The 16877-nt window shown below is 60.1% G+C and carries 15 protein-coding genes and 1 tRNA gene; 13 read left to right on the forward strand and 3 right to left on the reverse strand.

Annotated elements, in window-relative coordinates:
- The first annotated feature begins 8 nt into the window (after positions 1-8).
- From GXB78_RS11965 to GXB78_RS12020, 12 genes are all read left to right on the forward strand, one after another.
- Positions 9-85, forward strand: a tRNA-Ile gene (locus GXB78_RS11965).
- A gap of 197 nt (positions 86-282) precedes the next feature.
- Positions 283-840 carry a PBECR2 nuclease fold domain-containing protein gene (locus tag GXB78_RS11970; RefSeq protein WP_329515538.1) on the forward strand — a complete coding sequence of 186 codons (558 nt, stop codon included), beginning with the start codon at positions 283-285 and terminating at the stop codon, positions 838-840.
- A 287-nt stretch (positions 841-1127) separates the two neighbouring features.
- The gene (locus GXB78_RS11975; protein ID WP_039757699.1) at positions 1128-1589 is read left to right on the forward strand and encodes an Lrp/AsnC family transcriptional regulator; all 462 of its coding nucleotides are present in this window, start codon (positions 1128-1130) and stop codon (positions 1587-1589) included.
- Between the two features lie 215 nt (positions 1590-1804).
- Complete coding sequence (locus GXB78_RS11980; protein ID WP_329515539.1) at positions 1805-3487, forward strand: flavin monoamine oxidase family protein; 1683 nt, start codon at positions 1805-1807, stop codon at positions 3485-3487.
- A 12-nt stretch (positions 3488-3499) separates the two neighbouring features.
- Positions 3500-4294, forward strand: a complete 795-nt coding sequence (locus tag GXB78_RS11985) for a carbon-nitrogen hydrolase family protein (protein WP_329515540.1) — start codon at positions 3500-3502, stop codon at positions 4292-4294.
- 38 nt (positions 4295-4332) lie between these two features.
- Positions 4333-6744, forward strand: coding sequence for a pyrroloquinoline quinone biosynthesis protein PqqF (gene pqqF, locus GXB78_RS11990; protein WP_329515541.1), 2412 nt, complete (start codon positions 4333-4335; stop codon positions 6742-6744).
- 156 nt (positions 6745-6900) lie between these two features.
- Positions 6901-6975, forward strand: a complete 75-nt coding sequence (gene pqqA, locus GXB78_RS11995) for a pyrroloquinoline quinone precursor peptide PqqA (protein WP_003444522.1) — start codon at positions 6901-6903, stop codon at positions 6973-6975.
- A gap of 81 nt (positions 6976-7056) precedes the next feature.
- The gene (gene pqqB / locus GXB78_RS12000) at positions 7057-7968 is read left to right on the forward strand and encodes a pyrroloquinoline quinone biosynthesis protein PqqB (protein ID WP_329515542.1); all 912 of its coding nucleotides are present in this window, start codon (positions 7057-7059) and stop codon (positions 7966-7968) included.
- Between the two features lie 142 nt (positions 7969-8110).
- Complete coding sequence (gene pqqC / locus GXB78_RS12005) at positions 8111-8863, forward strand: pyrroloquinoline-quinone synthase PqqC (RefSeq protein ID WP_329515543.1); 753 nt, start codon at positions 8111-8113, stop codon at positions 8861-8863.
- Complete coding sequence (pqqD, locus tag GXB78_RS12010) at positions 8860-9135, forward strand: pyrroloquinoline quinone biosynthesis peptide chaperone PqqD (RefSeq protein ID WP_329515544.1); 276 nt, start codon at positions 8860-8862, stop codon at positions 9133-9135. Before pqqC ends, pqqD begins: the two co-directional genes overlap by 4 nt.
- Positions 9107-10279, forward strand: coding sequence for a pyrroloquinoline quinone biosynthesis protein PqqE (pqqE, locus tag GXB78_RS12015; RefSeq protein WP_329515545.1), 1173 nt, complete (start codon positions 9107-9109; stop codon positions 10277-10279). Before pqqD ends, pqqE begins: the two co-directional genes overlap by 29 nt.
- Positions 10245-12056 carry a S9 family peptidase gene (locus GXB78_RS12020; protein ID WP_329515546.1) on the forward strand — a complete coding sequence of 604 codons (1812 nt, stop codon included), beginning with the start codon at positions 10245-10247 and terminating at the stop codon, positions 12054-12056. The genes pqqE and GXB78_RS12020 overlap by 35 nt, the downstream gene beginning before the upstream one ends.
- A gap of 91 nt (positions 12057-12147) precedes the next feature.
- Here GXB78_RS12020 and GXB78_RS12025 read toward each other — a convergent pair whose 3' ends face one another.
- Positions 12148-12306: a YqaE/Pmp3 family membrane protein gene (locus GXB78_RS12025; RefSeq protein WP_003228885.1), complete on the reverse strand. Its 159-nt coding sequence runs from the start codon at positions 12304-12306 to the stop codon at positions 12148-12150.
- Positions 12307-12497: 191 nt separating this feature from the next.
- Positions 12498-13724, reverse strand: coding sequence for an aspartate aminotransferase family protein (locus GXB78_RS12030; RefSeq protein WP_329515547.1), 1227 nt, complete (start codon positions 13722-13724; stop codon positions 12498-12500).
- Between the two features lie 169 nt (positions 13725-13893).
- Between GXB78_RS12030 and GXB78_RS12035 the strand changes: the two genes are divergently transcribed.
- Positions 13894-14808 (forward strand): LysR family transcriptional regulator, encoded by a 915-nt coding sequence (locus tag GXB78_RS12035; RefSeq protein ID WP_329515548.1) that lies wholly within the window; start codon positions 13894-13896, stop codon positions 14806-14808.
- Positions 14809-15036: 228 nt separating this feature from the next.
- Here the strand turns inward: GXB78_RS12035 and GXB78_RS12040 are convergent, their stop codons facing one another.
- A complete protein-coding gene (locus GXB78_RS12040) occupies positions 15037-16815 on the reverse strand; it encodes an acyl-CoA dehydrogenase C-terminal domain-containing protein (protein ID WP_329515549.1) in 1779 nt (592 codons plus the stop codon).
- Positions 16816-16877 lie beyond the last annotated feature (62 nt).

The raw sequence follows: 16877 nt of genomic DNA on the forward strand, positions 1-16877 counted from the left end.
CCTACTGAGGGCCTATAGCTCAGTTGGTTAGAGCAGAGGACTCATAATCCTTTGGTCCACGGTTCGAGTCCGTGTGGGCCCACCAAATTGAAAAGCCGCGCCGAATGCGCGGCTTTTTTGTGGGCTGATGATTTCTCAGTCTTACCAAGCTCGACGCTCGGAACATGGCCGAGTTCTCTGTAGGAACATTCTGAAGCGATGTTTCCAGGACGTTTACAGCCTTGTTAGGCATTCCTGCCAGCAATTAATCTCCTGACGCCCTCGCCGCCCAGGATCGTTTCAATGCTCAGGAATGCTGCTCCAACAACAAAGGAAGCAGCCGACCAGGCAAACTGGATCGAACTTGCTCTACCCGATTTGAGAACACTTTCGAAGGAGCTTCGATCAGCCGCAATCGAGGAAATAAAAAGGGCTGACGATGCAGCAGGGGCCTTGCGAATACTCCTGGAATACTTTGGATTCATCGATGAGTCGGTCATGGCCGTTACCATCTTGACGCCTATTGGAAACGTTGCGGTTGCGAGAGACAAACTGGCGCATATCGTTGAGAAACGCCCGGACTCCCGCGAGCGCTATGTTCGACACGCGATCGATACCTTAACGGGCCCCTTTGAAATATGGAAAGTCCGATACGACAACGGCGGACACCGCGTGGCATTCATCAATGCCTATGAGGCGAAGAATGACATGCTCGTGGTTGTGGATATTCGCGATGGACACGTTCTCTGGAATTTCATGCACGCTCCGGCGAGAGCCATGAACAGGCATCGAAAAGGCGAACTTTTGTATAAGCGGTACATTCTTACGGAAAAAAAATGGCAGCCATCGGGCTGCCCATAACATCTGAATCCTGATATTTGCATCCTCAGGAAATGGGATGAAGAGGTCTCACCTGACACCGATGTTGCAGCATCGCTGAGGTACCTACATCTGCTGATGCCCTGCAAGGCAGCAGATTTCGCGCTCTTGCTGGCATTCTTTGGAAATAGGGCAGACAAGTCAAATCAATTGTCAGAACATTTGTTTCAGCAAAAACATCCGCGTCCACTTTGCTATGGCGCAAAAGCCTATCGTTGTTTGCCTGTAAAGTGCGCCTCCCTCCAACTCAACGCCAATGGAGCCCCCCCTTGCCAGACACCCGCCACCCCATCCTCGACGAAATCGACCGCCAGCTGATCGCCGCGCTGCAAATCAACGCCCGCGAAAGCGTGGCCATGCTCGCTCGGCAATTGGGGATTGCGCGTACGACAGTCACGTCGCGCCTGGCCCGGCTGGAAAAAGCCAAGGTGATCACCGGTTATGGCGTGCGCCTCGGTCAGCGTGTGGTCGATGGCGGGTTGCAGGCCTACGTCGGGATCAAGGTGCAGCCACGCTCCGGCAAGGATGTGCTGCGGCGCTTGAGTGCGATGGCGCAGGTGCAGCAGCTGTGTGCGGTGAGTGGCGAGTTTGATTATGTAGCGTGGCTGCGCACTGATTCGCCGGAGCAGCTGGATCAGTTGCTGGATCAGATTGGCAGCGTCGATGGGGTGGAGAAGACCACGACGTCGATCATTTTGAGCAGCAAGATTGATCGTGGGCAGCCGGTCTGAGCATTGGCCGGGCATTCTGGCTGAGCCGCTTCGCGAGCAGGCTCGCTCCCACTTTTTTGGTCGGTATGCAGCCCGCAATCGTCAGTCTGTACAACAATCAGGCAAAACGACGACACATTGCGCCTTATTAACGCGCTCCACGCTCCCTAGAATGGCTGGCATCTTTTCCTATACTCAGACGCGAATCCTGCGTCGGGTCGCCAACAAGGTCAGCCATGAACACGAACAATCGCCACCCTGCAGACGGGAAAAAACCAGTCACCATTTTCGGTCCGGACTTTCCGTTCGCGTTTGACGACTGGATCGAGCATCCCGCGGGTCTGGGCAGCATTCCTGAAGAACACCATGGCGCTGAAGTGGCAATTGTCGGCGCGGGCATCGCCGGTCTGGTGGCTGCGTATGAACTGATGAAACTCGGTTTGAAGCCGGTGGTGTACGAGGCGTCCAAACTCGGCGGCCGTCTGCGCTCGCAGGCCTTCAACGGCACCGATGCCATCGTCGCTGAGCTCGGTGGCATGCGCTTTCCAGTGTCCTCCACGGCGTTCTATCACTACGTCGACAAGCTCGGCCTGGAAACCAAGCCTTTTCCCAATCCGTTGACCGGCGCTTCGGGCAGCACGGTGATCGATCTGGAAGGCGAAACCTATTACGCCGAAAGCCTGAAGGATCTTCCTGCATTGTTCCAGGAAGTTGCCGACGCCTGGGCGGATGCGCTGGAAGCCGGTTCGCAGTTCTCCGAGATTCAACAAGCCATTCGCGAGCGTGATGTACCGCGTTTGAAAGAGCTGTGGAACAAGTTGGTGCCGCTGTGGGACGACCGGACCTTTTACGACTTCGTCGCCACTTCGAAAGCCTTCGCCAAACTGTCGTTCCAACACCGTGAAGTGTTCGGCCAGGTCGGCTTCGGCACTGGCGGCTGGGATTCGGACTTCCCCAATTCGATGCTGGAAATCTTCCGCGTTGTAATGACCAATTGCGACGATCACCAGCATCTGGTGGTCGGCGGCGTCGAGCAGGTGCCGCAGGGCATCTGGCGCCACGTGCCGGAACGCTGCGTGCACTGGCCGGCCGGTACCAGCCTGAAATCCCTGCACCGTGGCGCTCCGCGCTCGGGCGTGAAAAAAATCGCCCACGCGCCTGAGGGCCGTTTCGCCGTTACCGACAACAACGGTGACACCCGTGAATACGCCGCTGTGCTGACGACTTGCCAGAGCTGGTTGCTGACCACGCAGATCGAATGCGACGAAACCCTGTTTTCGCAAAAGATGTGGATGGCCCTCGACCGCACGCGCTACATGCAGTCGTCAAAAACCTTTGTGATGGTCGACCGGCCGTTCTGGAAGGACAAAGACCCGGAAACCGGTCGCGACGTAATGAGCATGACCCTCACCGATCGCCTGACTCGTGGCACTTATCTGTTCGACAACGGTGACGATAAGCCTGGGGTGATCTGCCTGTCGTACTCGTGGATGAGCGACGCGCTGAAAATGCTCCCGCATCCGGTGGAAAAACGCGTCGAACTGGCCTTGAACGCGTTGAAAAAGATCTACCCGAAAGTTGACATCGCCGCACGCATCATCGGTGATCCGATCACCGTGTCGTGGGAAGCCGATCCGTATTTCCTTGGAGCCTTCAAAGGCGCCCTGCCCGGCCATTACCGCTACAACCAGCGCATGTACGCGCACTTCATGCAGGACGCCATGCCGGCCGAGCAGCGCGGAATCTTCATCGCCGGCGACGATGTCTCGTGGACACCGGCATGGGTCGAAGGCGCGGTGCAGACTTCGCTCAACGCGGTGTGGGGCATCATGAAACATTTCGGCGGCTCGACACATAAAGAGAACCCGGGCCCGGGTGATGTGTTCAAAGACATCGGCCCTATCGCCCTGCCCGAGTAAGAGGATTCCCCGATGCGCGTAGCCGTTTACCAATGTCCACCGCTGCCACTGGACCCCGCCGCCAATCTGCAGCGCCTGCACCAGGTGGCGATGGAGGCCAAAGGCGCTGATCTGCTGGTGCTGCCGGAGATGTTCATCACCGGCTACAACATCGGCGCCGAAGCGGTCAGCACCTTGGCCGAGGTTTATAACGGTGAATGGGCGCAGCAGATCGGCCGGATTGCCAAGGCTGCTGGCCTGGCGATCGTCTACGGCTACCCCGAGCGCACCGCCGAGGGGCAGATCTACAACGCTGTGCAACTGATCGACGCCCATGGCGAGCGCCTGTGCAATTACCGCAAATCGCATCTGTTCGGCGACCTTGACCGGTCGATGTTCAGCCCCGGCGAAGCGGAGTTACCGGTGGTTGAACTGAACGGCTGGAAGCTCGGCTTTCTGATCTGCTATGACCTGGAGTTTCCGGAAAACGCGCGGCGTCTGGCCTTGGCCGGCGCCGAGCTGATTGTGGTGCCGACGGCCAACATGATTCCGTTCGACTTCGTCGCCGACGTCACCGTGCGCGCCCGCGCCTTCGAAAACCAGTGCTACGTGGCTTACGCCAATTACTGCGGGCATGAAGGCGAGATTCAGTACTGCGGGCAAAGCAGCGTTGCCGCACCGGACGGCAGCCGTATCGCCCTGGCAGGTCTGGACGAAGCGTTGATCGTCGGTGAACTGGACCGCCAGCTGATGAACAATTCACGCGCAGCAAACCGCTATCTCAGCGATCGTCGGCCAGAGCTTTACGGCGCGCTCAACCGTCGCTAATCCGCTAGCATGGGCACTCCACTGTTCTGGAAGTGCCCATGCCCGCGCCGACTCATCCTCGCCCTAACACAGAAACCCTGGCCAACGGCTTGCGCGTAACCCTGCGCCACGTACCCGGCCTCAAGCGCAGCGCAGCCGCGTTGCGCGTGGCGGCCGGCAGCCATGACGTGCCGTTGGCCTGGCCGGGGCTGGCGCATTTTCTTGAGCACTTGCTGTTTCTCGGCACCGAGCGTTTTCCCACAGACGAAGGGCTGATGGCCTACGTGCAACGTCACGGCGGGCAGGTCAACGCCAGCACTCGCGAACGCACCACGGATTTTTTCTTCGAGCTGCCGGTGCCTTTGTTCAACGCGGGGCTTGAGCGCCTGTCAGACATGCTCGCCCGGCCACGTATGAATCTGGACGATCAACGGCGTGAACGGGAAGTGCTACACGCAGAATTTGTCGCTTGGTCGCAGGATCCGACAGCGCAACAGCAGTTTGCCTTGTATGAAGGTTTACCAGCGCTGCACCCGTTGCGCGGTTTTCATGCGGGCAATCGGGACAGTTTGCAGGTCGAGTCGCCAGAGTTTCAAACGGCGCTGCAAGACTTCCATCACAGGTTTTATCGAACCGGGCAAATGAGCCTGAGTCTGGTTGGGCCGCAGAGTATCGATGAGCTGCGCGAGTTGGCGCTGCAATTCGCAGCGGTATTGCCGATTGGCGATAAAGTTGCCCAGGTCGCGCCGCCACCGCTGACAGTGAAAAGTTATCAACAGGTCGGCGCTCACGCGAACCTGGTGTTTGCCTTCGACGGCTTACCCGAATCATCCGCCGAGGCGATGGCCTTTATCTGTCACTGGTTGAACGGCGCCAGACCCGGAGGATTGCTTGCGTATCTGCAACAACAGAACCTGGCTGAAAGCCTGAAAGCCGCGGCGGTCTATCAGTTCGCCGGGCAAGCGCTGCTGCATCTCCAATTCAATGCCGCCGGCGACCGGCTAGATGCCATTTACGAACAACTGTTGGACTGGCTGAGTTTCTTCGCTCGACAGGACTGGACCCGGTTGCGCGAGGAATACGCCGCCCTGCTGCAGCGCCAGCAACAAGCCAGCGGCGCGTTGCGACTGGCGCGCATTGACGTCGAACAGCAAGCATTTGGCCTGTCCGAATCAGGCGCTGCCGCGCTTGAACACATCCTTCGCGAAATCGGTGTTGTGGATAACTTCAGCGATCACTGGCATCTGCCCGCCGCCAATCCTTTCTTGTGCGGAAGTGAACCGCTGGCCAACGCCGGTCTGATTCGCGGCCAGACCAGCGCTCACCGTGGCCTGCGCACGTTCGCCCAGGATCGCTCGCGCAGCCGCCGGGAACGCTCGCCGATGCATTTCAGTCAGGCGCTGCCGGACGGCAGCAATGAGGGTGCCGTTTATCTGCGTTGGCAGGTCGAGGCGGCGGCCAGCGCAGATCTGCGTTCAAGATTGCAGCGCAGTCTGCGCCGGACACGACAGGACGCGGCCGAGGCCGGAGTGGATGTGTCTTTCAGCGCCGCGGGTAACCAGTGGCTGCTGAAAATGACCGGCCTGCAAGAATCCATGCCGTGCATCCTGGAACATGCGCTGAAATGTCTGACGACAATCGACGCCGATTCGCCTCGCGACGAGGCGCAGACACCCTCGATGCCGATCCGCCAATTACTCGAGGCGTTGCCGGAAAAATGCCTGCCAGCGACTGCACCCAACGACGACGCCAAACAGCTGTGGACAACTTCGCGCTGGGACGGACTCGCTCTTGGGCTCAACCAACAAACCCAATCAGCCATGGGCCTGGCGTTCAGCCGCATTCCCGGCACACCGGACAATCAGCTGCCGGTTATGCCGGTCACTCAAGGCCAGTACCGATGGAGCCAGATCAACACGGCCTCCAGCGAACACGCCTTGCTGCTGATCTGCCCGACTGCCAGCCGCGACATCGCTGACGAAGCGGCTTGGCGCGCGCTGGCCCAGCTGTGCCAGACGCCTTTCTACCAGCGCCTGCGCGTCGAACTGCAATTGGGATACGCCGTGTTCAGTGCGCTGCGTCAGTTGCATGGCAAGACTGCGATTGTCTTTGGCGTGCAATCGCCGACGACTTCGGCTTTCGAGTCACTCGAATATATTCAAGAGTTCCTCAAGAGCATCCCCACGTTGATCGAAATGCTCGATGAAGCAAGCCTCAAGCAGCAGCGCCAAAGCCTCGCCGATCAGTTCGACGACGCCACACTGTCCACCAAGGACGCCGCCGATCTCCTGTGGCAGAGCAAACTTGCCGGTCATTCGTCGGATTACCATGAGCACTTGGTCACGGCGATTCGGCAGCTCAATCGCCAGGCTTTAATAGCCGCTGCGCAACGTCTGATCAATGCCGAGGGCGGCTACCTCTGCCTGGCCAACGAACCAGTGCCGGGCGCGCCATGGCAAGCGACAAACTGATCATTACCGAGGCTGCAAGGAGCTTTCTCAAAGATTCACGGGTCACGCCGTTGAAATTTTGAGTAACATAGCCGCCTAACTAATTGGAACATCATCGCGCTGCCGTGGACTATACCTATGGATAGCGCTATCCCAACCCACAGAAGGAGACACCTCATGGCCTGGACCAAACCTGCTTACACCGACCTGCGTATCGGCTTCGAAGTCACCATGTACTTCGCCAGCCGCTGAGTTCTGCTTACGCAGAATCGCAGTGCAACGCCTCGGCTCGCCGAGGCGTTTTATTTTCCGCGTTGAAATGATGGAGCGTTCATGTTCGTCCAGATTCTGGGTTCGGCCGCCGGTGGCGGTTTTCCGCAGTGGAACTGCAACTGCGTCAACTGCGCAGGCTTTCGCGACGGCAGCCTGAATGCCAAGGCCCGCACCCAATCGTCCATCGCCATTTCCGATGACGGTGTGAACTGGGTGCTGTGCAATGCCTCGCCGGACATCCGCGCGCAACTGCAAAGCTTCGCCCCGATGCAACCGGGCCGCGCCCTGCGCGACACCGGCATCAGCGCGATCATCCTGATGGACAGCCAGATCGACCACACCACCGGCCTGCTCAGCCTGCGCGAAGGCTGCCCGCATCAGGTCTGGTGCACGGACATGGTTCACGAAGACCTCAGCACCGGTTTCCCCCTGTTCAAGATGCTCACCCACTGGAACGGCGGGCTGGAATGGAACCGCATCGAACTCGACCAGAGTTTCACCGTAGCGGCCTGCCCGAACCTGCGTTTCACGCCGTTGCCGTTGCGCAGCGCCGCACCGCCGTATTCGCCGCACCGTTTCGATCCGCATCCGGGCGACAACATCGGCTTGATCGTTGAAGACCTCAACACCGGCGGCAAGCTGTTCTATGCGCCGGGGCTGGGCAAGGTCGACGCGGCGCTGCTGGAAATCATGGCGGGCAGCGATTGCCTGCTGGTCGACGGCACGATGTGGAACGACGATGAAATGCAGCGCCGTGGCGTCGGCACCCGCACCGGTCGCGAAATGGGCCACTTGGCGCAGAGCGGCCCCGGCGGCATGCTCGAAGTGCTGGAGCAATTGCCCGAGCAGCGCAAAGTGCTTATCCACATCAACAACACCAACCCGATCCTCGACGAGGATTCGCCGGAGCGCGCGGAGCTGGCGCGGCGTAATGTTGAAGTGGCGTTTGATGGCATGAGTATTGTGCTGTAAGCCGTAGATACCGATGCGCGGCCCTTCGCGAGCAGGCTCGCTCCCACATTTGGAATGCGATCAACCTGTAGGAGCGAGCCTGCTCGCGAAGAGGCCAGTGCAATCAGAAAAGATTTCTAGGGTTGTTCCCCGGAGAACAAACATGACTGACACGCCAATGTCCCCCGCAGAATTCGAGGCGGCGCTGCGCGCCAAAGGCGCCTACTACCACATCTACCACCCGTACCACGTGGCGATGTACGAAGGCCGTGCGACCCGCGAGCAGATTCAGGGCTGGGTCGCCAATCGCTTCTACTATCAGGTGAACATTCCCCTGAAAGACGCGGCGATCCTCGCCAACTGCCCGGACCGCGAGATTCGTCGCGAGTGGATTCAGCGCCTGCTCGACCACGACGGCGCCCCGGGTGAAGACGGCGGCATCGAAGCCTGGCTGCGTCTGGGCCAGGCTGTCGGCCTCGACCCGGATCAATTGCGTTCCCAGGAACTGGTGCTGCCCGGCGTGCGCTTCGCCGTCGATGCCTACGTCAACTTCGCCCGTCGCGCCAGTTGGCAGGAGGCCGCCAGCAGCTCGCTGACCGAACTGTTCGCGCCGCAGATCCACCAGTCGCGCCTCAACAGCTGGCCGCAGCATTACCCATGGATCGACCCGGCCGGTTATGAATATTTCCGCACCCGCCTCGGCCAGGCGCGACGTGATGTCGAGCATGGGCTGGCAATCACCCTTGAGCACTACAAGACTCGCGAAGGGCAGGAGCGCATGCTGGAAATTCTCCAGTTCAAACTGGACATTCTTTGGAGCATGCTCGATGCCATGAGCATGGCCTACGAACTGAACCGTCCGCCGTATCACAGCGTGACCGAACAACGGGTCTGGCATAAAGGAATCACCTTATGAGTTTCGACCGCAGCCAAGTGCCGAAATGGCGTCCCGGCTACCGCTTCCAGTACGAGCCGGCGCAAAAAGGCCATGTGTTGCTGTACCCGGAAGGCATGATCAAGCTCAACGAAACGGCTGCGCTGATCGGTGGCTCGATTGATGGCGAGCGCGATGTCGCGGCGATCATTGCCAAACTCGATGAGCAGTTCCCCGGCGTGCCCGAGCTTGGTGACGACATCGAGCAATTCATGGAGGTTGCCCGTGCACAGCACTGGATCGAACTTGCCTGATTCGACAGTGCAAGTGCCGCCAAAACCGGAAGTCGGCCTGCCGCTGTGGCTGCTCGCCGAGTTGACCTACCGCTGCCCGCTGCAATGCCCGTACTGCTCCAATCCGCTGGATTTCGCCGAGCAGGGCAAAGAGCTGACGACCGAACAATGGATCAAGGTGTTCCGCGAAGCGCGGGAGATGGGCGCGGCGCAACTGGGCTTTTCCGGCGGCGAACCATTGGTGCGTCAAGATCTCGCCGAACTGATTCATGAAGCGCGGCAGTTGGGTTTCTATACCAACCTGATCACCTCGGGCATTGGCCTGACCGAGCAGAAGATCAGCGACTTCAAGAAGGCCGGACTCGACCACATCCAGATCAGCTTCCAGGCCAGTGACGAGCAGGTGAACAACCTCCTCGCCGGCTCGAAAAAAGCCTTTGCGCAGAAGCTGGAAATGGCTCGTGCGGTGAAGGCCCACGGCTATCCGATGGTGCTGAATTTCGTCACCCACCGGCACAATATCGACAAGATCGACCGCATCATCGAGCTGTGCATTGCACTTGAGGCCGACTTCGTCGAACTCGCCACTTGCCAGTTCTACGGCTGGGCGCAGCTCAACCGTGTCGGCCTGTTGCCGACCCAGGAACAACTGGTGCGCGCCGAACGCATCACCAACGAATACCGGGCCAGGCTGGAAGCCGAAGGGCATCCATGCAAGCTGATTTTCGTCACCCCGGACTACTACGAAGAACGCCCGAAAGCCTGCATGAACGGCTGGGGCAGCATCTTTCTGACCGTCACTCCAGACGGCACCGCCCTGCCCTGCCATGGCGCCCGCCAGATGCCGGTGCAGTTTCCCAACGTGCGCGATCACAGCATGCAGCACATCTGGTACGACTCGTTCGGCTTCAATCGCTTTCGCGGTTACGACTGGATGCCCGAGCCCTGCCGCTCTTGCGACGAGAAAGAAAAAGACTTCGGCGGCTGCCGCTGCCAAGCGTTCATGCTCACTGGCGACGCGAGTAATGCCGATCCGGTGTGCAGCAAGTCCGAACATCACGGTGTGATCCTCAAGGCCCGCGAAGAAGCCGAGACCGCCACTCAAACCATCGAACAATTGGCCTTTCGCAATGAACGAAACTCACGCCTCATCGCCAAGGGCTGAGCCTTTCAGCGCCGCCCAGGCCGTCGCCGCCGGAACCGACTTCGCCGAGCTGCAATTCGGCGTCCACGGCCTGTTCTGGAATGAATATCGCCCCGAGGATGCCGCGTGCCGAATCTGGCATTGGCGCGATGGCGTGGCGAAACGTCTGACGCCGGACGGTTTCAGCGTGCGTAGCCGCGTGTACGAATATGGCGGTGGCGCGTTTTGTCTCACGCCTGACGGGGTAGTTTTCGTCAATGAAGCGGATCAGCAGATGTATCGGCAGGCGCTCGATGGCGCGCCGGTCTTGCTGACGTCGACTGACTGCCGCTATGGCGATCTGCAATTTGCCGGTGGCCAGGTGTTGGCGGTTGAAGAGCAGCAGGATCGGCATCGACTGGTGGCGATTGATCTGGACACCGGAACGCGACAGGTGCTGGCCGCAGGCGCGGATTTCTATGCGTCGCCAACGTTGAGCCCGGGCGGCCAGCGGTTGGCATGGATCGAGTGGAGCCGACCGCATCAACCGTGGACCTCGACGCGATTGATGGTTGCCGAAGGTGATTTTTCTATGCCTCGTTGTGTTGCCGGTGAGCAGATGGAAGAGTCAATCCAGCAGCCGCGTTTCGACGCCGATGGCCGTTTGTATTGCCTGACGGATCGCGGCGGTTACTGGCAGCCGTGGATCGAAACGTCCGAAGGCTTGCAAGCGCTGCCCAGCGTCGCGGCCGATCACGCGCCTGCGCCCTGGCAGCTGGGCGGCTGCACTTGGCTGCCTGTCGGTGATCAGTTTTTAGCCAGCTGGAGCGAAGATGGTTTCGGTCGTCTGGCCCTTGGCAATGAAGATTTCAGTGGCGACTACAGCCGCTTCCGCCACCTGGCGATGGATCAGCAATTTATCTATTGCATCGCTGCATCGCCGGTCAGCCCGTCGGCAGTGATTGCCATTGATCGCGTCTCTCACTCAGCAAAGGTACTGGCCGGCGGCGTGGCTCCGTTGCCTGCCGAACGCATCAGCCGTCCGCAGACCTTGCGCTATCCAAGCGGCTCAAGCGAGGCTCACGGTTTCTTCTACCCGGCCATGAACGGTGAAGCGAAACCGCCACTGGTGGTGTTTATCCACGGTGGCCCGACGTCGGCGTGCTATCCGATACTCGACCCGCGCATCCAGTACTGGACGCAGCGCGGATTCGCTGTCGCCGACCTCAACTATCGCGGCAGCAGTGGTTATGGTCGCGAATATCGACAAGCGCTGCATCTGCGCTGGGGCGAGGTGGATGTCGAGGATGCCTGCGCGGTGGTCAGCTATCTAGCCGGAAAGGGCTTGATCGATGGCGACCGAGCGTTCATTCGCGGCGGCAGTGCAGGTGGCTACACCACCCTCTGCGCATTGGCGTTCAGGCAGGTGTTCCGCGCAGGCGCCAGCCTCTACGGCGTCAGCGATCCGCTCGCTTTGGCCCGCGCAACGCACAAGTTCGAAGGCGACTATCTGGACTGGCTGATCGGCCATCCCGAGCAGGACGCCGACCGTTACGCTGCGCGCACTCCATTGCTGCACGCGGACAACATCCGTGTGCCGGTGATTTTTTTCCAAGGGGAACTGGACGCGGTGGTCGTGCCGCAACAGACCCGGGACATGGTCGCGGCGCTGGAGCACAACGGCATCCCGGTCGAAGCGCATTATTACCCCGACGAACGCCACGGCTTTCGCCGCGCGGCCAATCAGGCGCATGCGCTGGAGCAGGAGTGGGCATTTTATCGGCGGGTGATGGCCCCAGCAGACCAGGACCTCCCTTAAAGGAGCTGCGGTGCGCTGCGATCTCATGATTCTCCAATCAAGATCAAAAGATCGCAGCGTGCCGCAGCTCCTACAGGATATGCCGCCGGACTCAACGCTTGGCGATGATATACACCGCATGCACGATCCCCGGAATGTAGCCGCACAGCGTCAGCAGAATATTCAGCCAGAACGCCCCGCCAAACCCGACCTGCAGAAACACGCCCAGTGGCGGCAACAGAATAGCGATGATGATACGAATGAAATCCATGGGGCAGCTCCTGAATGGGGGTTGGCTCACTTGAGCCATACAAGCTAATCGACCTGCGCCGTTCGTCAGGGTTCACTACGGTTGCTATTTGATCGCCAGCACCACAAAAAAACGCCCCACGCCAAAAGAATCAGGCGTGGGGCGTGCGTTATACCGCGAGACGGTTCGGGTAATCGGTGGGGCAGTTCAGCTCAGACGGCAATGCCCTTGCGGCATTGCAACTGGGCAGTGCGCACTCGCGAGAAGGCGCGGCCCAGGCGCAGGAGCATTTCGTCGATGTTGGCTTTGCTGACAGTGAGGGCCGGGGTGAAGCGCAGGCAGTCGGCGTGCGCGGCGTTGAGTATCAAGCCTTCGTGCAGCGCGGCGTGGATTACAGCGTCGGCGCACTGCGCGGATAGCGTCAGCCCGTAAAACAGGCCCTGCCCGCGCAACTCGCCATGGCCGTAGCGGTGCGCCAATCGTGCGAGACCTTCGTGCAGATGCTGGCCGTTGTCGTTGACCTGTTGGAGAAAGCTGCGGTCATGCACGCTGTCGAGCACCACCAGACCGGCAGCAGTCATCAACGCGTTGCCATGATGGGTGCCGCCCATTTCGCCGACGGTGAAACAGCAGGCCTTGCCCCGAGCCAGCAATGCCGCCAGTGGCAAGCCGCCGCCGAGGCCTTTGCCGAGCACGACGATATCGCCGCGAATGCCGTAGGACTGTTCGGCGAGCAGGGTGCCGCAGCGGCCGATGCCGGTCTGCACTTCGTCGAGGATCAGCAGAATGCCCAACTCGCGGCACAGTCGCTCGACGCCTTTGAGGTAGTGCTCGGTCGCGGGAATAACCCCGGCGTCGCTCTGGATCGGCTCAAGCATGATCGCGACGGTCTGCGCGTCGACCGCCGCGTGCAGGGCCGGCAAATCGTTGAATGGCACTCGATCGATCGTCGACGGACTGCGGTCGTAATAGCCCTGCGTCGCTGCGATGATCCGCGAAGCGCCGCCGCGATGCAGTTGCCCCCATTTGCGCGCAAGTTTGATTGCTGCCTCGCAGGCTTCGCTGCCGCTGTTGAGCAAGTACGCCTGATCGCTGCCGGTGCTGGCGCACAGACGCTCGGCGAGGCTGAGCATGCCGCGATTGCGCAGATCGAAACCGGGATTGATCAGGGCCTGGGCTTGGTTGGCGATGGCTTTGACCAACGCCGTGGGGCTGTGGCCGAGGCTGTTGGCGCCGCCGGCCTGGGAAAAGTCGAGGTAGGCGCGATCGTTGCTGTCCCACAGCCAGGAACCCTGGCCGCGGACGAACACATGTTGCGGCCGCTCAACACTGGCCATCAGGGCTTGGGCGTTGAGATAGCCGGTCATTGCGGATGGCCCTGCCTCGAATGCGAGGTCATCAAGACTCGGCGCCTGGCGCCGCAAACTGAACAGATTCATGTGGATAAACCTCGCTTGAGGTTTTTTGAACTGCCTATGTAACCGATAACGAAGCAGACGGAATTCATCGCACTTTCTGGCCCTGTCAGCCTTGTGAATGCGGTTAGACTAGGCCCGTATACGGCTTCCGGCCATTTCGATTTCCCAGCCATTTCGATAAGCCTTACTTATGGATTTCAAACAACTGCGTTATTTCGTCGCGGTCTACGAAGAGGGCCATGTCGGCCGTGCGGCGGAACGGCTGTCGATTTCGCAACCGGCACTGTCGCAGCAGATTCGTCAGTTGGAGCAGAACCTCGACGTCACCCTGTTCGAACGCAGCAGTAAACGCCTGCTGCCGACCCTCGCTGCGCACACGCTGTACAACCACGCGTTGCCGCTGCTCGATGGCTTGCAGCGGGCGCGCGAGGCATTGGGTAATTTCAAGGGGCAGGCGTTGCGCACTCTGGCGATCGGTGTGCTGCAAACGGTGCACACCAGCCTTGTGCCGCAAATGCTCGAGCGTGTGCGCAAGGCGCAGCCGCATCTGGTGGTGCAGATCTATGAGCTGACCGGGCTGGAGATCGAACGGCGCCTGCTCAATGGTTCGCTGGACATCGGTATCAGCTATCTGCCGCCGCGCCAACCTGGCCTGCACGGCGTGTTGCTGTATGAAGACGAACTGACGCTGGTGATCCCGGCGGATCATCCCTTGCGCGAGTTCAAGAAAGTCTCGATGCGCCAGGCTGCTGAGCTACCTATGTTGCTGCTCGGCGAAGAATTTCAGATCCGGCAGATCTGGCAGGCACAACTGACCAGCCTCGGACGACGCCCGCATGTGCAGGCCGAGCTGAACAATATGTTGGGGATTCTCGACAGCCTGCCGCACACCAGGCTGGCGACGGTGCTACCGGGACGTTCACAGCAGCAATACGACGATGAGGATCTACTGTGGAAACCGCTGAGCGAACCACGCGTGCCGTTGAAAGTCGGCTTGGTGTGCCGCGATGTACAACGCCAGCAGGCTTCGTTGGCGCTACTGCAGACATTGCTTGAAGAAGTGATCAACCGCGAAGTGAAGGTACCGCTTGATCCACTGGCCTGAAACTTTTCTGCAGGCAAAAGAAAACCCCGCCGAAGCGGGGCTTTGCAGACTGTTTCCCTGACATCCATTTCAATCCGCCACCCTGGCAGAATCCTACGTGTCCGTGTTGTTTACTTTGCGCTTCCTGCGCGACGTCCATGAAATGTAGATTAGCCGTGGATCCAATGTACGCATATGGGAAAACAGCAGCACGTCACGTAAGCAAATGCTTACATGACGCGCACAGGATCAGAACTGCGCTGCATCAAGCAGAAACAGCGACTCGCTACCGGCCTTGACCGACGCGCTCAACGAATGAATCCGCGGCAGCAAACGGGCGAAATAGAAGCGTGCGGTGCCCAGCTTGCTCGCATAGAAATCGTCCTGCGCTTCCTTGCCCAGCGATGCTTTGGCCATCAACGCCCACATGTAGGCATAAGCGGTGTAGCCGAACGCTTGCAAATATTCGACCGAGGCCGCGCCGATTTCGTTCGGATTGTTTTTCGCCCGGTCGAGCAGCCACGCGGTCAGCTCGTCGAGGGTGTCGACGGCATCGTTCAGCGGCTTGGTGAACTCGCTCAGATCGGCACTGGCGGTTGCGGTGAAATGGCGGATCTCATCAGCGAACAGCTGATAGAACGCGCCGCCGCTGCCGACGATCTTGCGCCCGACCAGGTCGAGCGCCTGAATGCCGTTGGTGCCTTCGTAGATCTGGGTGATGCGCACGTCACGCACCAGTTGCTCCTGGCCCCACTCACGGATGTAGCCGTGGCCGCCGAAGATCTGCTGGCCGTGGACGGTGGTTTCCAGCCCCAGATCGGTGAGGAAGGCTTTCGCCACCGGAGTCAGCAACGCCACCAGATCTTCCGCGCGCTTGCGGGTGGGCGCGTCTTCGCTGAACTTGGCGGTGTCGAGTTGCATCGCCACATACGTGGAGAATGCGCGGCCGCCTTCGTTCGAAGCTTTCATGGTCAGCAGCATGCGCCGCACGTCCGGATGGACGATGATCGGGTCAGCGACTTTGTCCTTGTTCTGCGCGCCGGTCGGCGAACGGCTCTGCAGACGGTCGCGCGCGTATTCGACGGCATTCTGATAGGAGCGCTCGCCAGTGGCCAGGCCCTGAATACCGACGCCCAGACGCTCGTAGTTCATCATGGTGAACATCGCGGCCAAGCCTTTGTTCGGCTCGCCAACCAGATAACCCACGGCTTCGTCGAAGTTCATCACGCAGGTCGCCGAGGCCTGGATGCCCATTTTGTGTTCGATCGAACCGCAGTTGGCCGGGTTGCGCGCGCCCAGACTGCCGTCGGCATTGACCATGAACTTCGGCACCAGGAACAGCGAAATGCCTTTCGGCCCTGCGGGGGCGTCCGGCAGCTTGGCCAATACCAGGTGGATGATGTTTTCGGTGAGATCGTGCTCGCCACCGGTGATGAAGATCTTGGTGCCGCTGACCTTGTAGGAACCGTCGGCCTGAGGTTCGGCTTTGGTGCGAATGATCCCCAGATCGGTGCCGGCATGCGGCTCGGTCAGGCACATGGAACCGGCCCAGATGCCGGCGTACATGTTCGGCAGGTACGCGGCTTTCAGCTCTTCGCTGGCATGGGCATTGATCGACAGACAGGCACCGGCGGTCAGCATCGGGTACAGACCGAACGCCAGGCTGGCGGAGTTGACCATTTCTTCGACCTGCGCCGACACGGCTTTGGGCATGCCCATGCCACCGTAGGCCGGATCACCGCCGACGCCGACCCATCCGCCTTCGGCATAAGTCTGATAAGCCTGTGGGAAACCGGCCGGCGTGGTGACGGCACCGTCCGCCCAATGGCAACCTTCCTCGTCAGCGGCACGGCTCAGCGGCGCGATGCTTTTGCTGGTGACCTTGCCGGCCTCTTCGAGAATCGCTTCAACGGTTTCGGCGTCGACGGTCTCGGCCAGCGCCGGCAGCTCGGCCCAGAGTTTGGCGACCTCGAACACTTCATTGAGGACGAAGCGCATATCGCGCAGCGGCGCTTTGTAGTCAGCCATGGCAAACCTCGCAAGATCTAAACAGGTGATTCGTGGAATGGTGTTTTCGTTGAGCCGGAGTG

It is taken from the genome of Pseudomonas moraviensis subsp. stanleyae (assembly GCF_036283065.1).
Classification (GTDB): Bacteria; Pseudomonadota; Gammaproteobacteria; order Pseudomonadales; family Pseudomonadaceae; genus Aquipseudomonas; species Aquipseudomonas stanleyae.